Genomic DNA, 17,513 nt, shown 5'->3' on the forward strand with positions numbered 1-17,513 from the left:
GCACAGTAATGTGTTGTCGAGTTGACTGGTACTAATAGGCCGAGGACTTGTCTACGAAGGTGTTACGCATCCACTCTACGGTTCTGAAACACCACGCCAGGTGCGTGTGTTGTTTCGTAGTGTTTCGGTGGTTTTAGCGTCAGGGAAACGCCCGGTCCCATTCCGAACCCGGAAGCTAAGCCTGATAGCGCCGATGGTACTGCAACCGAAGGGTTGTGGGAGAGTAGGACACCGCCGAACTTACCTTCCGTACGGCCCGTTAGGATAGCCAGTTGGCTGCCCTAGCGGGCCGTACGCGTATGTCCAGAACAAGATTTTCCACGGCAGGAGGCCAGGTGTCCGAGTTCGGTCGACGAGACTCAAGCGATGATGGGTCCGGCCGGTCGGCACGCCGGGACGAAGGCTCCCGGGGCCGGTCGGACGCACCCGGAGGAGACCGGCGCGGTGCGCGGCAGGACCGCGGCGGCCGCGACAGCGCCCACACGGGCCGGCCACGCCGGGACGACCAGGGAGTCCGCGGCGGCGGCAAGCCCTTCCGCGGCGGCGACGGTCCCCGCGACCGCGATCAGCGCGGAGGATACGCAGGTCAGAGCCGTGACAGCGGCCGCACCGGTGACCGCGACGACCGCCGCGGCGGCTACCGCGACTCCGGTGACCGTGCCGGCCGGCCCGGCGGCGGCAGCAAGTTTTCCGGCGGCCCCGCCCGCTCGGGTGGCGGCCGGTTCGACGACCGTGGTGGCAACCGTTCCGGCGGTCGCTACGAGGATCGTGGTGGCGAGCGCTCGGGCCGCGGGTCCGACGACCGCGGCGACCGTCCCGGCGGCAGCCGGCCCCAGGGCAAGGCGTCGTTCGGTGACCGCAAGCCCCGTTGGGAGGACCGCGGCGGCTCTTCGCGCCGCGACGACGACCGCGGTGCTCGTTCGGGTGGTTTCCGTTCGGACGACCGAGGCGGCAAGGACTCCGGCGGCAGCTACCAGCGCCGCGACGACGACCGCCGCTCGGGCGGCTTCCGGTCCGACGACCGCAACCGCGGCGGCGACTCGCGCGGGTACCAGCGGCGCGACGACGACCGTGGCAGCCGCACCGGTGGTTACAAGTCCGACGACCGCGGTGGCAAGACCGGCGGTTTCCGGTCCGACGACCGTGGCCGCGGTGGCAGCGACCGTCGCGACGACGACCGCGGTAGCCGCACCGGCGGGTACAGCTCGAGCGACCGCGGCCGGGGAAGCGACGACCGTGGCGGCCGCACCGGCGGCTTCCGCTCCGACGACCGTCGAGACGATTCACGTAGTGGCAGCGGTAGCTACCAGCGCCGGGACAACGACCGAGGCAGCGACCGCCGCGACGATTCCCGCGGTGGCAGCGGTAGCTACCAGCGTCGCGACAACGACCGCAGCAGCGACTCCCGTGGCGGCAGCGGTGGTTACCAGCGCCGGGACAACGACCGCGGCAGCGACCGCCGCGACGACTCCCGTGGCAGCACTGGTAGCTATCAGCGTCGCGACAGCGACCGTAGTAGCGACTCTCGCGGTGGCAGCGGTGGCAGCGGCAGTTACCAGCGCCGCGACAGCGACCGCAGCAGCGACTCTCGCGGTGGCAGCGGTGGCAGCAGCAGTTACCAGCGTCGCGACAACGACCGTGGCAGCGACTCCCGTGGCGGCAGCGGCAGCTACCAGCGCCGTGATGACGACCGCGGTGCCCGGACCGGCGGCGGCTTCGCCGGTTCGAACAAGCAGGGTTCCGACAAGCGGGGCTCGGACAAGCGCGGCAGCGACCGTCCCGCGGGCTGGCGTGAGCCGCGGCCCAAGGTCGGGTCCGCGCTCGACGACGAGGCCCTCGCCAAGGAGCTCCTCGAAGCGCCGGAGCTGCCGGAGGACATCGAGTTCTCCGACCTCGACGAGGAAGCCCGCCGTGAGCTGAGGACCCTTCCCAAGGGTCTGGCCGACACAGTCGGGAAGCACCTCGTCGCCGCCGGGAACCTCATCGACAGCGATCCCGAGGCCGCGCTCGAGCACGCCAAGTACGCCAAGGCCAAGGCCTCGCGCGTGCCGATCGTGCGGGAGGCGCTCGGCCTGGTCGCCTACCACGCCGGCAACTGGTCGGAGGCCCTCTCCGAACTGCGGGCCGTCCGGCGGATGACCCGCACCGACGACCACATCGCCATCATCGCCGACGCCGAGCGCGCGCTGGGCCGGCCCGAACGCGCCCTCGACCTCGCGAAGGAGGCCGACAAGGCCACCTTGAGCAAGGCCGTCCAGGTCGAGCTCGCGATCGTCGCGGCCGGGGCGCGGCGGGACCTCGGGCAGCTCGATGCCGCCGTCGTCTCGCTGCAGAGTGACGACCTCAAGGCCGAGAAGCGCGATCCGTGGAGCGCGCGGCTCTTCTACGCCTACGCCGACAACCTCGCGGCCGCCGGGCGCAAGGACGACGCCATCCGCTGGTTCCTCAACGCGGCCGAGGCCGACGCGGAGGACGAGACCGACGCCTCCGAGCGCGCCGCGGAGCTGGCCAACGAAAAGAACGACAACACCGAGAAGACCGAACAGAAGGACACCGAAGACGCGGATGAGTGACGCCCTGCTCGCGGCCTACGACGCGATCCTGTTCGACCTCGACGGCACCGTCTACCACGGCGCCCGGGTGATCCCGGGCGCCCCGGAGACGGTCCGGGCCGCGCGTGAGCACGGCACGCCCGTCCGGTTCGTGACGAACAACGCGTCGAAGGCCCCGGGCGAGGTCGTCGACCACCTCACCGGCCTCGGCATGCCCGCCGGCGCCGATGAGGTGCACACCAGCGCCCAGGCCGGGGTCCAGCTGCTCGGGGAACGCCTCGAGGCCGGCGCCGAGGTCCTCGTCGTCGGCACGGAGTCGCTGGCCGCCGAGGTCGCCGGCGCCGGGCTGAAACCGGTGCGGGAGAACGGCGACGGCGTCCGGGCGGTCGTCCAGGGCCACTCGCCGGACAACACCTGGGCCGCGCTGGCCGAAGCCTGCCTGGCCATCCGCGCGGGCGCGCTCTGGGTGGCCTGCAACGTCGACGCCACGCTGCCCAGCGAGCGCGGGCTGCTGCCCGGCAACGGGTCGATGGTGGCCGCTCTGCGCACCGCCACCGACGTCGAACCGCTCGTCGCCGGGAAGCCGCAGCCGCTGCTGTTCGAAACCGCGGCGAAGTCCGCCGGTGCGGAGCATCCACTCGTCGTCGGTGACCGGCTGGACACCGACATCGCCGGCGCGGTCGCCGCGGGCATCGACTCGCTCGTCGTCCTGTCGGGCGTCGCGACGCCGAAGCAGCTGATCGAGGCCATCCCGGCCGAGCGCGCCACCTACCTCGCCGAGGACCTCACGGCGCTCGAAGAAAAAGCCGAGGACCTGAGGATCGGCCCGCGCCCGGGCTGGACCGTGACCGTGGAGAACAACACCCTGGAAGCAACCGGCGAGGGCGACGCTTTGGACCTGCTCCGCGCGCTCTGCCACACGGCCTGGGAGACCGGCGTCACCGAACTCGGCGAGCGCGCCAAGGCGAAGCTCGCCTGACTGATACCGTTTGTGCCGTGCAGGACCACCCGTACCCCGTGCCGGGCCCACCGCCCGGTGCGTTCTCGCAGCAGACCGACCCGCGGGCCGGCATCGACGAAGCCGTCGCCGGCCTGGACGACCTCGACGCGCTGCCGCTCGCGGAGCACGTCGAGCGCTTCGACGCCGTGCACACCGAGCTGACGGTCGCCCTCTCCAGCATCGACAAGGTCTGACCACGGTGCCCAAGCGGGCGCGCCTCGACGCGGAACTGGTTCGGCGCGGCCTCGCCCGGTCGCGTGAACAGGCCTCAGCCCTCATCACCGGCGGCAAGGTCACCGTGCGCGGCATGGTCGCGAGCAAGCCCGCCACGGGCGTGGAATCCGACGCGCCCATCGTCGTCCGCGACGAGGACGACCCGGGCTGGGCTTCCCGGGGCGCGCACAAACTGCTCGGCGCGTTGGAAGCGTTCACGGACCTGAGCGTCGAGGGCAAGCGCTGCCTCGACGCCGGCGCGTCCACCGGCGGCTTCACCGACGTTCTCCTGCGGAACGGCGCCACGACCGTGATCGCCGCCGACGTGGGCCGCGGCCTGCTCGACTGGCGGATCCGCACGGACGAACGGGTAGTCGTCATGGACCGCACCAACGTTCGCAACCTCTCTCCCGACGACCTGGGCGGCCAGGTCGACCTCGTCGTCGGTGATCTCTCCTTCATCTCGCTGAAGCTCGTGCTGCCCGCGCTCGCCGCCTGCGCGCGCGACGGCGCCGACCTGGTGCCGATGGTGAAACCGCAGTTCGAAGTGGGCAAGGACCGGCTCGGCAGCGGCGGCGTCGTCCGCGACCCCGAGCTGCGCGCCGAGTCGGTGCTCTCCGTCATCGGCGAGGCCGCGAAGCTGGGCCTCGCGCTGCGTGGCGTCACCGCGAGCCCGCTGCCCGGGCCGTCCGGGAACGTCGAGTACTTCGTGTGGCTGGCGAAAGAACACGTGGCCGAGTCCACTGTGTCCACTGTCGGCACGGTAGACAGGTCTGAGGCCGAGCGGCTCGTCCGAACCGCCGTCGAGGAAGGGCCCGCATGACCACCGAACGTGAAGTTCTCCTCATGGTGCACCCCGATCGCGAAGCGACGGGCGAGGCCGCGCGCGAGGTCTCGGCGCGCTTCGCCAAGGCCGGCATCCGGATCCGGGTGATCGAGGAAGACGTCTGCGCGCTCATCAACCCGGACCGCCACGGCGTCGGGTCGTCCTGCACGGTCGTCGACCCCGACGACAACCCCGCCGACGGCGTCGAGCTGGTGTTCGTCCTCGGCGGCGACGGCACGCTGCTGCGCGCGGCCGAGCTGGCCCGCCCGGCCGGGGTGCCGGTGCTCGGCGTGAACCTCGGGCGCGTCGGCTTTCTCGCCGAGGCCGATTCGGACGCGCTGGCCGACACCGTGCAGCGCGTCGTCGACGGCGACTACCAGGTCGAAGAGCGGATGACCATCGACGTCACGGTCACCCACGACGGTGCCGAGGTCGCCCGCACGTGGGCGCTCAACGAGGCCAGCGTCGAGAAGAGCACGCGAGAGCGAGTCCTCGACGCGCTCATCGAGGTCGACGGCCGGCCGGTGTCCGCCTTCGGCTGCGACGGTGTGCTGTGCGCCACACCGACCGGTTCGACCGCGTACGCGTTCTCGGCGGGCGGCCCGATCATCTGGCCGGACGTCCAGGCGCTGCTGGTGGTGCCGAGCAACGCGCACGCGATGTTCGCGCGGCCGCTGGTCGTCTCGCGGAACTCGGTGATCACCGTCGGGATCGACCCCGACGGCTCGTCCGCGGTCCTGACCTGCGACGGCGGCCGGCTCATCGAGCTGCCGCCGGGCGCCCGGGTGCGCGTGACGTGCGGCAAGACCCCGGTCCGGCTGGTCCGGCTGTGGGACGGCCCCTTCACCGACCGGCTGGTGCAGAAGTTCTCGCTCCCGGTGAAGAGCTGGCGCGAGCGGCACGCCCGCCCCTGTGAGTAAGGGACCCTCCGCCTTCCTCCCCACCACCCTCAACGGAGGCGCTTCGCGCCGCTGATTCGACTCGAATTCGAACATATCGGCGACTCGCCGGGGTCCCGCGCGCGCAGAGTGTCGGTGGGGGCCGCTACGGTAGGCGGCGTGCTGGCCGAGATGCGCATCCAGGGCCTCGGAGTCATCGAGGACGCCCTGCTGGAACTGCACGCGGGCTTCACCGTCGTCACGGGTGAGACGGGTGCGGGAAAGACCATGGTCGTCACCGGGCTGCACTTGCTGTCCGGGGGCCGAGCCGAGGTGTCCAAGGTCCGGACGGGGATGCTCAAGGCGTTCGTGGAAGGACGGTTCACCTACTCCGGCGTCGAAGGCGCCGAACGGATCGTCGCCGAGTCGGGTGCCGACGTCGACGAGGACGGCAGCGTCATCGCGCTGCGGGCCGTCGCGGTCGACGGGCGCTCGCGCGCCCACCTGGGCGGCCGGTCGGTGCCGGTCGGCGTGCTCGCGGAGCTGTCCGAACAGCTGATCGCGGTGCACGGGCAGAACGACCAGCTGCGGCTGCTGCGCCCGAGCGAGCAGCGCGACGTGATCGACCGGTTCGCCGGCGACGCGGTGGGGAAGCCGCTGAGCGCGTACCGCGAGGTCCGGTCCGAGTGGCTGGCGGTGATCGCCGAGCTGACCGAGCGGTCGACCCGCTCGCGGGAGATGGCCCAGCAGGCCGACCTGCTCAAGCACGGACTCACCGAGATCGACGCCGTCGCGCCGGAACCGGGCGAGGACGTCGAGCTCACCGCCCAGATCAAGCGGCTCGCGGCGGCGGACGAGCTGCGCGCGGCCGCGTCCGAGGCGCACGTCGCGCTGTCGGGCTCGCCGGACGGCGACCCGGACGTCCCGAGCGCGATGGGGCTGGTCTCCGAAGCGCTCCGGCGGCTCTCGACGTCCGAAGACGGCGTGCTGCGCGAGCTGGCGCCGCGGCTCGAGGAGGCGTCGGTGCTGCTGACCGACGTCGGGGCCGAGCTGGGCAACTACGTCGAGACGCTCGACGCCGACCCGGCGCTGCTGGAGAAGGTGCTGGCGCGCCAGGGCGACCTCAAGCGGCTGACCCGCAAGTACGCGGCGGACGTCGACGGCGTGCTCACCTGGGCCGACGACGCCCGGCGCCGCCTGGCGTCGATGGACACGTCGGAGGAGGCGCTCTCCGAGCTGGCGCTGCGTCGCGACCAGCTCGCGGGGCAGCTGGCCGCGCACGCCGCCGAGGTGTCGGCCGCGCGCGAGAAGGCGGCGGCCGAACTGGCGGCGGAGATCACGCGCGAACTTTCGGGCCTGGCGATGGGCCAGGCCGCGATCGAGGTGACGGTCGAACAGCGTCCCGCCGAGCACGGCGACACGCACGCGCTGACCCTCGACGGCCGCGCGGTGCACGCGGGCCCGGACGGCGTCGACGACGTCGAGCTGCTGCTGCGGGCCCACGACGGCGCGCCGCCGCTGCCGGTGCACAAGGCCGCGTCGGGGGGTGAGCTGTCGCGGGTGATGCTCGCGATCGAGGTCGTCCTCGCGCACGCGGACACGGTGCAGACGCTGGTGTTCGACGAGGTCGACGCCGGGGTCGGCGGCCGCGCCGCGATCGAGATCGGCCGCCGGCTGGCCCGGCTGGCACGGACCCACCAGGTCCTGGTGGTGACACACCTGCCGCAGGTCGCGGCGTTCGCCGACCAGCACCTGGTGGTGGACAAGGGCCACAGCGGCGGCGTGACGCGCAGCGGGGTCAAGAACCTGAGCCAGGCCGAGCGGGTCAACGAGCTCGCGCGGATGCTCGCCGGGATGGACGACACGGAGACGGGCCGCGCGCACGCCGAGGAGCTGCTGGCCACGGCGGAGAAGGCCAAGGCCGAACCCGCCCCGAAGCCCAAGCGGGGCAGCAAGAAGAAGTAGGGCTGGTTTCGCGGCCCGGGAGGGCGCAGGGGCGGGTCCGCCGGGGCCCTCCGAAGACCTGAATGAGTCATTCAGGACATCGCGGTGGGGGTGCGCTCAGTCCTCCAGGTCCGCGGTGATGCCGCGGAACACCTCCGCCAGCGTTCGCGCCTGCTCCTGGCTGACGTGGCCGGCGAAGTGGCGCTCAACCCCGCGCAGGTGCGTCGGCCACGCGTTCTCCAGCGCCGCGAGCCCCGCGGGCGTCAAGACCACCAGCGTGGACCGTCGGTTCGCCGGGTCCACCTCGCGGCGCGCGTAGCCGTCCCTCTCCAAGCCGTCCACCACGCGCGTCAAGCCGCTGGTGCTGTGCACCAACGCGTCCGCCAGCTCCTTCATGCGCAGCCGGCGGTCCGGCGCCTCCGAGAGCTGGACCAGCGCGTCGTACGTCCGGTGCGTCATGCCGTGCTCGGCTCGCAGCTCGGCGTCCAGCACCCTCAGCAGCAGCGCCGACGAACGCAGGAACCCCCGCCACGCGGCGTCGTGTTCTCGGGACAAGCTCACTCCGGGAATACTACTCCCGCGGACAGTTGTTGTGCGGACTGTTCGCAAGCGAAGAAAGGACCTGCGATGCGCGCGGTAGTACTCCGAGAACCCGGTCCCGTGGAGAACCTCGAGCTGACGGATCTCCCGCTGCCGGAGCCGGAACCGGGGTGGGTGCGGATCGCCGTCCGGGCATTCGGCCTCAACCGGTCCGAGCTGCACACCCGTCTGGGCCTGGCCGACGGCGTCACCTTCCCGCGCGTGCCCGGCATCGAGGCGGTCGGGGTCGTCGATGCCGGTGACGGTTTCGAACCCGGGCAGCAGGTCGCGACCATGATGGGTGGGATGGGCCGCACCTTCGCCGGCGGCTACGCCGAATACACCGTCGTGCCGAAGAGCCAGGTCATTCCCTTCGAAAGCGCTTTGCCCTGGGAAGTCATCGGCCAGGTCCCCGAGACGCTGCAGACCGCGTACGGCTCGCTCACCACCGGGCTGGACCTGCGCGAAGGACAGACCCTGCTGGTCCGCGGCGGGACGTCCGCGCTCGGGTTCGCCACCGCGGCCCTGGCGAAAGACCTCGGGGCCACCGTCTTCGCCACCACCCGGCAGCCGGACCGGCTCGCGGTCCTGCGCGACCACGGCGTCGACCACCCCCTGCTCGACGACGGCGACGTCGCGGAGCAGGTCCGGAAGATCGCGCCCGAAGGGGTCGACGCGGCCCTCGAACTCGTCGGGACGCCGACCCTGCCGGACACCCTGAAGGCCACCCGGGTGCACGGCACCGTCTGCTTCACCGGCATGTTGTCCAACCAGTGGACGATCTCGAACTTCTATCCGATCGGCTACCTTCCCGCCGGGGTGCGGTTGACCGCTTATGGTGGTGAGGCGGACGACCTGCCCGCCTCCGTCCTCCAGCGTCACCTCGACCGGATCGCCGCCGGCGAAGCGAGCCTCGGCCCGGCGAAGGTGTACGCGATGGCGGAGATCCGGCAGGCGCACGACGACTTGGAACACAACCGGACGGCGGGCAAGCTCGTCGTGCTGACCGGCCCAGCGGAGGGAGCCGCCCCGTGATCCTGCCGCCGCCCGCCGACGTCGAAGCCCAGCTGGCCGCCGCCCGCCGCGACGGCGACCTCGACCGCTACCTCGGCCTGCTGGCCGGGGAAGAGCTGTTCGTCCCGATCCGGCGGGTGGACGCCCACAGCATCCTCGACGAGCGGGCGGAGACCTTCCCCAACGTCTACTTCGAGACGGGCGGCGACGAGTTCCTGCAGGTCTTCACCCGCGGCGCGCTGCCCGACCTCGGCTCGGACGTCGTCGCCATGAGCGGTGCGCTGGACTGGGCGGTCGACGGCGTCGGGCGGCACGAGCGGGTCGTGTTCAACCGCGGCACCCGCGGCGAGTGGCGGCTGCCGGGCGCGACCCTCCAACCGTGGCTGGACGCGCACAAGGACGACGTCACGCCGCTGGAAGAGCAGGTCGAGCGGCTGATCACCGCACCGTACGGGCACCTCGAGGGGCCGATCGCGCACGCGCTGGCCTGCGGCGCGCACCTGGCGGTGCTCAACGCGGCGCCGTGGAACGTGCTCGACGCGCGCCGCCACGACTACGTCGCTGAAGTGCGGGGCCTGCGGGACTGGTGGGGCGTGCCGGACCCGCCCGGCTGGCGCGCGACGATGGCTGACCTCATCGGCGACGGCTACGCGCTGACGCCCGGCAACCTCGTGCTCATGCTGCGCCTGCGGTTCGCCGCCGAGTACGGCCTGACGAGCGGCGAGTTCGATCCGCTGACCTGGGTGGAGCTGGTGGACCGGTGGTGCGCGGAGAACGACGCCGAGGACCAGGCCGCCGAGCTGCGGGACACCGTCCGCCGGGTGTCGCGCTGCGAGCAGCGCTTGCGGGCCGACGGCCTGGTGGCCGCGGACGGGTTCGTCACGACGGCGCTGTCGTGGGACGTGGGCCGCGCCGTCAACATCGCCCGGTGGGGTCTCGCGGCCGGTTATTGTGACGCGCTGACAGCGGAACTGATGGTGCTCGAAGCCGGTTCGCTCGCGCGCCGCTACCACCAGTCATGGGCCGACCTGTCGGCCGGGTACGTCATGGGCCGCGTGCTGCACGCCGAGGACGACGAGTTCGGCGAGTGGTATCCGGCGGCCGTGCGGGTCCACCACCAGCTCCTTCAGGACCCGGCGAGCCCCTGGGTGAACCTCGGTTTCGGGTCACTTTCGGAGGAGTCGGAGGCCTGACCCGCGCGGGGGATGCGCGACCCGGCTCACCACAACGAGTCACGCCTGCTACGGCGTGGCGTCCGTTGTCCCACGGGCAAATTTGTCACCATCGGCCACATGAAGCTCACCGGCCTGCTCACGCGGAACCAAGAACCCCTCCCGGGGATCACCGGGGTCGCGCGGGTCGACCGCCGCACCCGGGAGCTGCTGCGCCGGATCAGTCCGGGCGACATCGTCGTGCTCGACCAGCTGGACCTCGACCGCGCGACGGCCGACGCCCTCGTCGAAGCCGAGGTCGCCGGCGTGGTCAACGCGTCGCCGTCGATCTCCGGCCGGTTCCCGAACATGGGTCCCGAGATCCTCGTCGCGGCCGGTGTCCCGCTGGTCGACTCGGTCGGCGGCGAACTGCTGCGCACCATCAAGGACGGCACGAAGCTGCGGCTGCACGACGGCGTCGTGTACGTCGGCGAGCGCCAGGTCGCCTCCGGCATCGAGCAGACCGCCGACAGCGTCGCGGACCAGATGATCGAGGCCAAGGCCGGGATGTCGACGCAGCTGGAGGCGTTCTCCGCCAACACCATCGAGTTCCTGCGCCGTGAGCGCACGCTGATCCTCGACGGCGTCGGCGTGCCGGAGCTGAAGGTCGCGATCCGCGACCGGCACGTGCTGGTCGTCGCGGGCGGCAACGGGCACGCCGAGGACCTCAAGAAGCTCAAGAAGTACATCGCCGAGCACCGGCCGGTGCTGGTCGGCGTCGACGCGGGTGCCGACACCCTGCGCGTGCAGGGCTACACGCCCGACATCATCGTCGGCGACCCCACCGGCATCGGCACGACCACGCTGCGCGGCGGCGCCGAGGTCGTGGTGCCCGCGCAGCCCGATGGGCACGCGCCGGGGGTCGAGCGGATCCAGGACCTCGGCATCGGCGCGGTGACGTTCCCGGCGTCGGGCAACGCCGAAGACCTCGCGCTGCTGCTGGCCGACGCGCACGGCGCGACCCTGGTCGTCACGGTCGGCTTCCAGGCCACCCTGCGCGAGTTCCTCGACCACGGCCGGTCCGGGTCGAACCCGTCGACGTTCCTGACCCGGCTGAAGCTCGGCACGAAGCTCGTCGACGGGAAGGCGGTGGCGACGCTGCACCGCAGCCGGGTGTCGATCGGCGCGGTCGTGCTGCTCGTGCTCGCCGCGGTCGTGGTGGTCGCCGCGGCCCTGCTGGTGTCGGACGTGGGCTCGGTCTACCTGGACTGGCTCCGGCACACCTGGAATTCGCTCGCCGCCTGGGTCAAGGGATTGTTCACGTGATTTCGCTGCGCTACCACGTCGTTTCCATCGCCGCCTGCTTCCTGGCGCTGGCCGTCGGGGTCGTCCTCGGCTCGACCGCGCTGAACGGCACGCTGCTGTCCGGCCTGGCGGGGGAGAAGAAGGACCTGGGCAGCCAGGTCTCCGACCTCGAAGCCCAGCGCAACGCGCTCAACGCCCGGCTGGCCGACGCGGACGCGTTCGCCGGCGCGATGGGGCCCAAGGTCGTCGCCGGGGCACTGGACAAGCGGACGGTGGTGCTCGTGACCACCGAGGACGCGCGCCCGGCCGACCGGGACGCGCTGAAGCAGCTGATCGGCCAGTCCGGCGCCGCGGTGACCGGTGAGGTGCAGCTGACGGCCGCGTTCGCCGACCCGGAGAAGGCCGACCAGCTCCGCGACGTCGTCACGCGCCTGCAGCCCGCCGGGTCGAAGTTCCCGACCGCGGGCGACTCCGGCACGCTCGCCGGCGCGCTGCTCGGTTCGGTGCTGCTGCTGGACAAGACCACCGCGAAGCCGCAGTCCTCGGGCGAGGAGCTGGCGGCCGCGATCGGCGGGCTCACCGACGGCGGGTTCGTCAAGGCGGGCCAGGAGGTCAAGCCGGCGCAGCTGGCGGTCGTGCTGACCGGCGGCCAGGCGACCGGCGACAGCGCGGGCGACCGCGCGGCCACGATCGCCCGGTTCGCCACGCAGCTCGACCGCGGCGGCGCGGGCACGGTCCTGGCCGGCGACGCCGGTTCCGCCGAGGGGACGGGCGCGCTGGGCGTGGTCCGCGCGGACACGTCGGCGACGTCGATCCTGTCCACTGTGGACAACGTGGACTCGTCGGCCGGGCGGGTGAGCACGGTGCTGGCGTTGAAGGAACAGCTCGACGGCGCCGCGGGCCGCTACGGCATCGCGGGCAACGCGACGGCCCCCGCGCCGGGCGTCGGCGCCCCCAACGGCAACTGACACTCCGCGCGCCAGTTCCCGTCACGCAAGCAAGTCAAGGCGGGTGGGGCACCGAGCGAACGCAGCCCTACTTGAGGGGCGGGTCCAGGGGGAAGCAGGAGACCCGGACCGGCCACGTGTCGCCGCCGGCGGGCAGCGGCATCTGCTTCAACGCGGCCGCCGCGTCGGAGTCGTGCGCCTCCTCCGCCGCGGCGTGGAAGATGTCCGCCGCGATCGACTGGTCGAACACGCCGATCTGCTGGTGCGGCCAGCCCGCGGCGCCCTGCAGCGCGCCGGGGATCAGCTGGTCGACGACCTTCCGCAGGGTCACGCCGTTCGGTGCCCGGTACTTCCAGACGTCGATGCCGAGGTTCTTACCGAGCTCCGCCATCCGGCCCCACGCGGTGAGGTTGAAGTTGACGTAGTGCCACGACATCGTGCGCGACAGCTCGAGCGGCTGGCTGCCGTCGGCGGCGAACTGCACCGGGAACCGGTTCTTCTCCGCGTCGAGCACGATCTTCCGCGCGGTGTCGCGGTGGCCCAGATAGGACGCGATGGTCGCGTTCTGCAGGTCGAGGAACGTGCCGTGGTTGTTGGTGGCGGCCAGTTCCAGCTTCGCCTGCGGGCTCGTCCGCATCCAGTCGAGGTACTGCGTGAGCCACGCCCCGATGCCGGATCGGTCCTTGCCGGACCAGCCCGGGGCGCCGCTGTCGAGCAGCGCGAACGTGTCGAGCAGCTGGCTGAACGACTGCGTCGAGTCGATGATCCCGGTGCCGCTGATCGTGGTCCGGCACGGGATGATCTGCGAGAAAGTCATGTTCGGGTTCATCTTGGTGGCCGGGTCGAGGAACCACGTCCGGATGTCCAGAGCCGCGCGCTTCGCGTACTTCGCGTCGCCGGTGTAGTACCAGGCGAGCGAGAGGTGGTACATCGCGTCCCAGGCCCACATCCGGTAGGTGTGGTCGGTGATCGCGTCGGCTTCCGGGTTGCGCTGGCCGTCCTTGTTGACGTATGGGCAGCCCTGCGGGTTCTCCGGGGTCTTTTCACTCGCCCACCAGTACGGGGCCTGGCTCAGGTAGTCGTGCTTGTCGCCGCTCGGGGGCGTGGCCGGCTTGTCCATGACCGACCACGGCCCGGCCGTCAACGCCGTGTTCGCCTTGTCCAGCACCACTTTCAGCGCGTCGTGCTGGGCCCGGGACGCGTGGCCGCCGCGCAGCGCCTGCTTGATCCCCGCCAGCTTCGCCCCGTCGGTGATGACGGTGTGCGGTGGCGACGCGGCCACCGCCGCCCCGCTCACCGGGACCAGGAGCATGCTCGCCGACACCGCCAGCGCGCCCAGAACCCTTCGCACTTCGACCGCCCTTCACGGGGACGTCAGAATCCCCACGTCGTCACCGGGCGGCGGTACGGCTGGGGGGATTCTGACGTCCCGGCAAGGCGGGTGTCAATTGGTCGGCCAGGTGCGGCGCTTGTCCAACGGACGCGCGTACGACCCCGCGCGGCTCGTCTTCAATCCCAGAGCCACCAGCGACTCCGCCAGCCGGACCGCCGCGGCGACGCCGTCGATCACCGGGATGTCCAGCATCGTCGAGATCTTCCGGTCGAGGCCCGTCATCCCGGCGCAGCCGAGCACCAAGACCTCCGCTCCGGCGTCCCGCGCACGACGGCCGGCGGTCAGCAGTGCCGACTCCGTCCGGCGTTCGTCGGTCAGCTCCAGCACGCCGAGCCCGGCGCCGGTGACCGTGACGCAGTTCTGCGCGACGCCGGCCGCGTGCAGGCTGTCCTCGATCAGCCCGCACGTCCGGTCCAAAGTGGTCACCACGCCGTAGCGGCGGCCGAGCAGGCAGGCCAGGTGCGCGGCCGCTTCGGTGATGTCGACGACCGGGACGTCCAGCAGCTCGCGCGCACCCTCCCGGCCGTGCTCGCCGAAGCCTGCGAGCACGACCGCGTCGAACGGCTCTTCCAGGCCGCGCAACAGATCCAGCACCGCCGCGGCGGACAGGAAGCTGTCCAGCCAGCCTTCCGCGGACTCCGGTCCCCAGCGAGGCGTCCTCGCCAGGATCTCGGTGCCGGGGCTCGCGGCCGCGCGGGCCCCGGCTTCGATCTCCTTCGTCATCGCTTCGGTGGTGTTGCAGTTGGTGACGACGATCCTCATCGGTGCTTCCTCGAGACCGCGTAGTACAGCAGCGCCGACGAGGCCGTGCCGATGAACCACGAGTACGGTGCGGCCGGGGCGAAGAACGGCACGAGCGCGATCACCGCGGCGAGCGCGGCGGTCGGGAAGAACGTCACCAGCGCGCGCGGGTTCACCCGGGGATAGCTCCCGCCGTCGACGAACAGTTGCGCGACGTCGACCTGGCCGCGCCGGATCAGGTAGTAGTCGACGATCATGATCCCGAACAGCGGCCCGAGGAACGCGCCGAGCCCGCCCAGGAAGTAGTTGACCACCGTCGGCGAGGAGTACAGCTTCCACGGCAGCACGCACAGCGCCGCGACCGCGCTGATCATCCCGCCGATGGTGAACGTGATCCGCTTCGGCCAGATGTTCGCCAGGTCGTAGGCGGGGGAGACGAAGTTCGCGACGATGTTCACGCCCATGGTGGCGATGGCGAAGGTCAGCGCGCCGATGATGAGCACCGGCGTGTTGTGCACCTTGGCCAGCAGCTCGGCCGGGTCGGTGATCGCCTCGCCGAACACCTGCATGCTGCCCGCGGTGACGACGACCGACAGCAGCGCGAACGCCGTCGAGTTGATCGGCAGTCCCCAGAAGTTGCCGCGCCGCACGGTCTTCTGGTCCGGGGCGTTGCGGGAGAAGTCGCAGAAGTTGAGCATCAGCGTGCCGTAGGTGGCCAGGATCAGCCCGGCCGCGCCGAACCACTGGCGGATCTGCTCGCCGGTGGACAGCTGCTTCGGGCTGCTGGTGAAGGAGATGTTCCAGTGGCCGGCGGCGAGGATCCACACCGCGAGGGCGATCATCACGACCCAGATCGCCGGGCCGCACCAGTCCTGGAACTTGCGGATCGACTCCATGCCGCGGGTCAGGATCAGCGCCTGGGCCGCCCAGAGCGCGATGAAACAGATCCAGCCGAGCGCGTGCAGGCCGAGGAAACCGTGTTCGGTCAACGGTTTCAGGCCAGGGTCGATGGTGAGCACGAGCAGCGTGATGGCCACGCTCGCGAGGTAGGTCTGGATGCCGTACCAGAAGATCGCGATGACCGCGCGGATCAGCGCGGGCAGGTTGGCGCCGAACGTGCCGAAGCTGATCCGCGCGACGACCGGGAACGGGACGCCGGTGCGCTGCCCGATCCGGCCCATCAGGTTCATGCCGGCGTAGATGATCACGAAGCCGAACAGCAGGGCGGTGAACACCTGCCAGGCCGAGAGGCCGAGCACGAACAGGCCGGCCGCGAAGGTGTAGTTGCCGAGGTTGTGCACGTCCGACATCCACAGCGCGAAGATGTCGTAGACCTTCCAGCGGCGGTCCTTCGCCGGGGCGAGGTCTTCGTTCCAGAGCCGGGGATCCGGCGGGGCGGTCGTCTCTTGCTGGGATTCGGTGAGCGGGGCGGCGGTCAAGGCGGGCCTCCGATCGACGGATGCTTTCGGGGGTTCCGGGTGGCGGAGCCCCCGGCCGGGGCGGAGCCCCGCGTGTCACAGTGCAGCGACGGCGATTTGGGATACCAAAATTTGGCATCCCAAATATCACCCCGAGGTCCGCCGCCGTCAACCCTCCGGTCCGTAAACTCGTGTTACGAGCTTGTTGAGGAGAGGGGAGCCGGTGACGACGGCGAGCGAGCGGCAGCCTCTCGCGGCCACCCGGCAGCGGGTGCGCGACGAGCTGCGCGAACGGATCCTGACCGGCCGCCTGCGTCCGGGCGACCGGCTGGTCGAGCGCGAGCTGGCCGAAGACCTCGGCGTGTCCAGGGTGCCCGTGCGAGAAGCCATCCGCAGCCTCGAGGCCGAGGGCTTCCTCGTCGAGCAGTCGGCGCGCCGGATCGTCGTGCGGCAGCTCGCGCGCGTCGACGTCGAGGAGCTGTTCGACGTCCGGGAGGCCCTCGAAGGACTCGCCGCGGGGCGGGCCGCCGAACGGGCGGGCGCGCCGGAGCTCAAGCGGCTCGAGCGGATGCTCGCCGACGCCGCCCGCGCGACGGCCCGCGGTGACGCGGCCCGGATCACCGTGCTCAACTCGCGCTTCCACGACGAGATCGTCGCCCTCGCGGGCAACACCCTGCTGACCACGATGCTGCAGCCGTTGCAGGGCAGGCTCCGCTGGCTCACGAGCCAGAACGAGCACTGGACCGAGCTGCTCGACGAGCACCGCCGGCTCTACGAAGCGATCGCGTCGGGCGACGCGGACCGTGCGCACGCCGAAGCCGTCGAGCACGTGCGAGTCAACCGCGAGGTGACGCTGAAGTCCCTCTTCGGCACCGATCAGGCGGAGATCGCGGCCGGCTCGAGGTAGGGCGTCACGTTTCGCAGGGCGCGTTCGACGTACTCGTCCTTCTCGCCGACGGGCGCGACGTAGTGCATGGCGTGCTCGGCGGCTTCGAGGCCGCGGAGCCGGGCAAGGACCCACGTCGCGAGGTAGGCCGAGGCCAGGCAGCCGCCGGCGGTGGCGAGCGTGCCGCGGGCGAAGAACGGCTGGTTCAGCACCTCGACGCCGGCCGCGAGGACCCACGGCTTCGTCGTCAGGTCGGTGCACGCGGGCACATCGTCGAGCAGCCCCAGCTTGGCCAGGACGAGCGTGCCGGAGCACTGCCCGGCGAGCAGCTGCCGGGCCGGGTCGAGCCCGGCCAGCGCGGCCGTGATCGCCGGGTCCTCGACGACCTCGCGGGTCTTCGAGCCGCTGCCGACGATCACGGCGTCGGCCGTGCAGGCCTCCTCGAGGCCGATCATGGCGTCGATCGTGACGCCGTTCATCGACGTCACCCGCGGCGTGGGGCTCGCGATCGACACGCGCCAGCCCGGCTCCTTGATGCGGTTGAGCATGCCGAGCGCGATGAGCGAGTCGAGTTCGTTGTAGCCGTCGAAGGTCAGGATTGCGGTGTGCATGACCGCACGCTAAGACGGCCAAGGCAGGACAGTCCATAAATTGTCCTGCCTACAA

Annotated in this window: 16 protein-coding genes and 1 rRNA gene; 12 read left to right on the top strand and 5 right to left on the bottom strand. The window is 71.4% G+C overall.

Features of this window, described 5'->3' with window-relative positions; all coding sequences use genetic code 11:
• Window positions 1–123 precede the first annotated feature (123 nt).
• The 7 genes from rrf (at window position 124) to recN (ending at window position 7,434) form a co-directional block, all read left to right on the top strand.
• Window positions 124–240, top strand: a 5S ribosomal RNA gene (gene rrf, locus ACZ4TR_RS34695).
• Window positions 241–335: 95 nt separating this feature from the next.
• On the top strand, window positions 336–2,573 hold the full coding sequence (locus ACZ4TR_RS34700; RefSeq protein WP_465292023.1) for a tetratricopeptide repeat protein: 2,238 nt from the start codon (window positions 336–338) through the stop codon (window positions 2,571–2,573).
• Window positions 2,566–3,531 (top strand): HAD-IIA family hydrolase, encoded by a 966-nt coding sequence (locus ACZ4TR_RS34705; RefSeq protein ID WP_465292025.1) that lies wholly within the window; start codon window positions 2,566–2,568, stop codon window positions 3,529–3,531. Before ACZ4TR_RS34700 ends, ACZ4TR_RS34705 begins: the two co-directional genes overlap by 8 nt.
• A 17-nt stretch (window positions 3,532–3,548) precedes the next feature.
• Window positions 3,549–3,746, top strand: coding sequence for a hypothetical protein (locus ACZ4TR_RS34710; RefSeq protein WP_348956141.1), 198 nt, complete (start codon window positions 3,549–3,551; stop codon window positions 3,744–3,746).
• A gap of 5 nt (window positions 3,747–3,751) precedes the next feature.
• Entirely contained in the window at window positions 3,752–4,588 is an 837-nt protein-coding gene (locus ACZ4TR_RS34715; protein ID WP_465292027.1) for a TlyA family RNA methyltransferase, read from the top strand.
• A complete protein-coding gene (locus ACZ4TR_RS34720; protein WP_465292029.1) occupies window positions 4,585–5,511 on the top strand; it encodes an NAD kinase in 927 nt (308 codons plus the stop codon). The genes ACZ4TR_RS34715 and ACZ4TR_RS34720 overlap by 4 nt, the downstream gene beginning before the upstream one ends.
• Before the next feature lie 138 nt (window positions 5,512–5,649).
• Entirely contained in the window at window positions 5,650–7,434 is a 1,785-nt protein-coding gene (gene recN, locus ACZ4TR_RS34725; RefSeq protein WP_465292031.1) for a DNA repair protein RecN, read from the top strand.
• 96 nt (window positions 7,435–7,530) lie between these two features.
• On the opposite strand, the gene ACZ4TR_RS34730 is transcribed toward recN, so the two are convergent.
• A complete protein-coding gene (locus ACZ4TR_RS34730) occupies window positions 7,531–7,974 on the bottom strand; it encodes a MarR family winged helix-turn-helix transcriptional regulator (protein WP_465292033.1) in 444 nt (147 codons plus the stop codon).
• Between the two features lie 66 nt (window positions 7,975–8,040).
• Here ACZ4TR_RS34730 and ACZ4TR_RS34735 point away from each other — a divergent pair, with 66 nt between their 5' ends.
• From ACZ4TR_RS34735 to ACZ4TR_RS34750, 4 genes are all read left to right on the top strand, one after another.
• Window positions 8,041–9,027, top strand: a complete 987-nt coding sequence (locus tag ACZ4TR_RS34735) for a zinc-binding dehydrogenase (protein WP_465292035.1) — start codon at window positions 8,041–8,043, stop codon at window positions 9,025–9,027.
• Window positions 9,024–10,199: a DUF1266 domain-containing protein gene (locus ACZ4TR_RS34740; RefSeq protein ID WP_465292037.1), complete on the top strand. Its 1,176-nt coding sequence runs from the start codon at window positions 9,024–9,026 to the stop codon at window positions 10,197–10,199. The genes ACZ4TR_RS34735 and ACZ4TR_RS34740 overlap by 4 nt, the downstream gene beginning before the upstream one ends.
• Before the next feature lie 99 nt (window positions 10,200–10,298).
• Window positions 10,299–11,483 (top strand): putative cytokinetic ring protein SteA, encoded by a 1,185-nt coding sequence (steA, locus tag ACZ4TR_RS34745; RefSeq protein WP_364527545.1) that lies wholly within the window; start codon window positions 10,299–10,301, stop codon window positions 11,481–11,483.
• A complete protein-coding gene (locus ACZ4TR_RS34750; RefSeq protein ID WP_465292039.1) occupies window positions 11,480–12,430 on the top strand; it encodes a copper transporter in 951 nt (316 codons plus the stop codon). Before steA ends, ACZ4TR_RS34750 begins: the two co-directional genes overlap by 4 nt.
• Before the next feature lie 67 nt (window positions 12,431–12,497).
• On the opposite strand, the gene ACZ4TR_RS34755 is transcribed toward ACZ4TR_RS34750, so the two are convergent.
• From ACZ4TR_RS34755 to ACZ4TR_RS34765, 3 genes are all read right to left on the bottom strand, one after another.
• Window positions 12,498–13,760: an alginate lyase family protein gene (locus ACZ4TR_RS34755; protein ID WP_465292041.1), complete on the bottom strand. Its 1,263-nt coding sequence runs from the start codon at window positions 13,758–13,760 to the stop codon at window positions 12,498–12,500.
• 93 nt (window positions 13,761–13,853) lie between these two features.
• Window positions 13,854–14,564: an aspartate/glutamate racemase family protein gene (locus ACZ4TR_RS34760; RefSeq protein WP_465292043.1), complete on the bottom strand. Its 711-nt coding sequence runs from the start codon at window positions 14,562–14,564 to the stop codon at window positions 13,854–13,856.
• A complete protein-coding gene (locus ACZ4TR_RS34765) occupies window positions 14,561–15,982 on the bottom strand; it encodes an NCS1 family nucleobase:cation symporter-1 (RefSeq protein ID WP_465292044.1) in 1,422 nt (473 codons plus the stop codon). The genes ACZ4TR_RS34760 and ACZ4TR_RS34765 overlap by 4 nt, the downstream gene beginning before the upstream one ends.
• A 202-nt stretch (window positions 15,983–16,184) precedes the next feature.
• Here ACZ4TR_RS34765 and ACZ4TR_RS34770 point away from each other — a divergent pair, with 202 nt between their 5' ends.
• Window positions 16,185–16,868 carry a GntR family transcriptional regulator gene (locus tag ACZ4TR_RS34770; RefSeq protein WP_364527560.1) on the top strand — a complete coding sequence of 228 codons (684 nt, stop codon included), beginning with the start codon at window positions 16,185–16,187 and terminating at the stop codon, window positions 16,866–16,868.
• On the opposite strand, the gene ACZ4TR_RS34775 is transcribed toward ACZ4TR_RS34770, so the two are convergent.
• Complete coding sequence (locus tag ACZ4TR_RS34775) at window positions 16,838–17,458, bottom strand: DJ-1/PfpI family protein (RefSeq protein ID WP_465292046.1); 621 nt, start codon at window positions 17,456–17,458, stop codon at window positions 16,838–16,840. The two genes, ACZ4TR_RS34770 and ACZ4TR_RS34775, sit on opposite strands and share 31 nt — an antisense overlap.
• Window positions 17,459–17,513 lie beyond the last annotated feature (55 nt).

The organism is Amycolatopsis sp. NPDC028719 (assembly GCF_055565395.1).

Bases quoted from the DNA above. Each gene is read 5' to 3' on its own strand.
- ACZ4TR_RS34705 (WP_465292025.1), top strand. From the start codon at position 2,566: ATGAGTGACGCCCTGCTCGCGGCCTACGACGCGATCCTGTTCGACCTC.
- ACZ4TR_RS34720 (WP_465292029.1), top strand. From the start codon at position 4,585: ATGACCACCGAACGTGAAGTTCTCCTCATGGTGCACCCCGATCGCGAA.
- ACZ4TR_RS34735 (WP_465292035.1), top strand. From the start codon at position 8,041: ATGCGCGCGGTAGTACTCCGAGAACCCGGTCCCGTGGAGAACCTCGAG.
- steA (WP_364527545.1), top strand. From the start codon at position 10,299: ATGAAGCTCACCGGCCTGCTCACGCGGAACCAAGAACCCCTCCCGGGG.
- ACZ4TR_RS34760 (WP_465292043.1), bottom strand. From the start codon at position 14,564: ATGAGGATCGTCGTCACCAACTGCAACACCACCGAAGCGATGACGAAG.
- ACZ4TR_RS34775 (WP_465292046.1), bottom strand. From the start codon at position 17,458: ATGCACACCGCAATCCTGACCTTCGACGGCTACAACGAACTCGACTCG.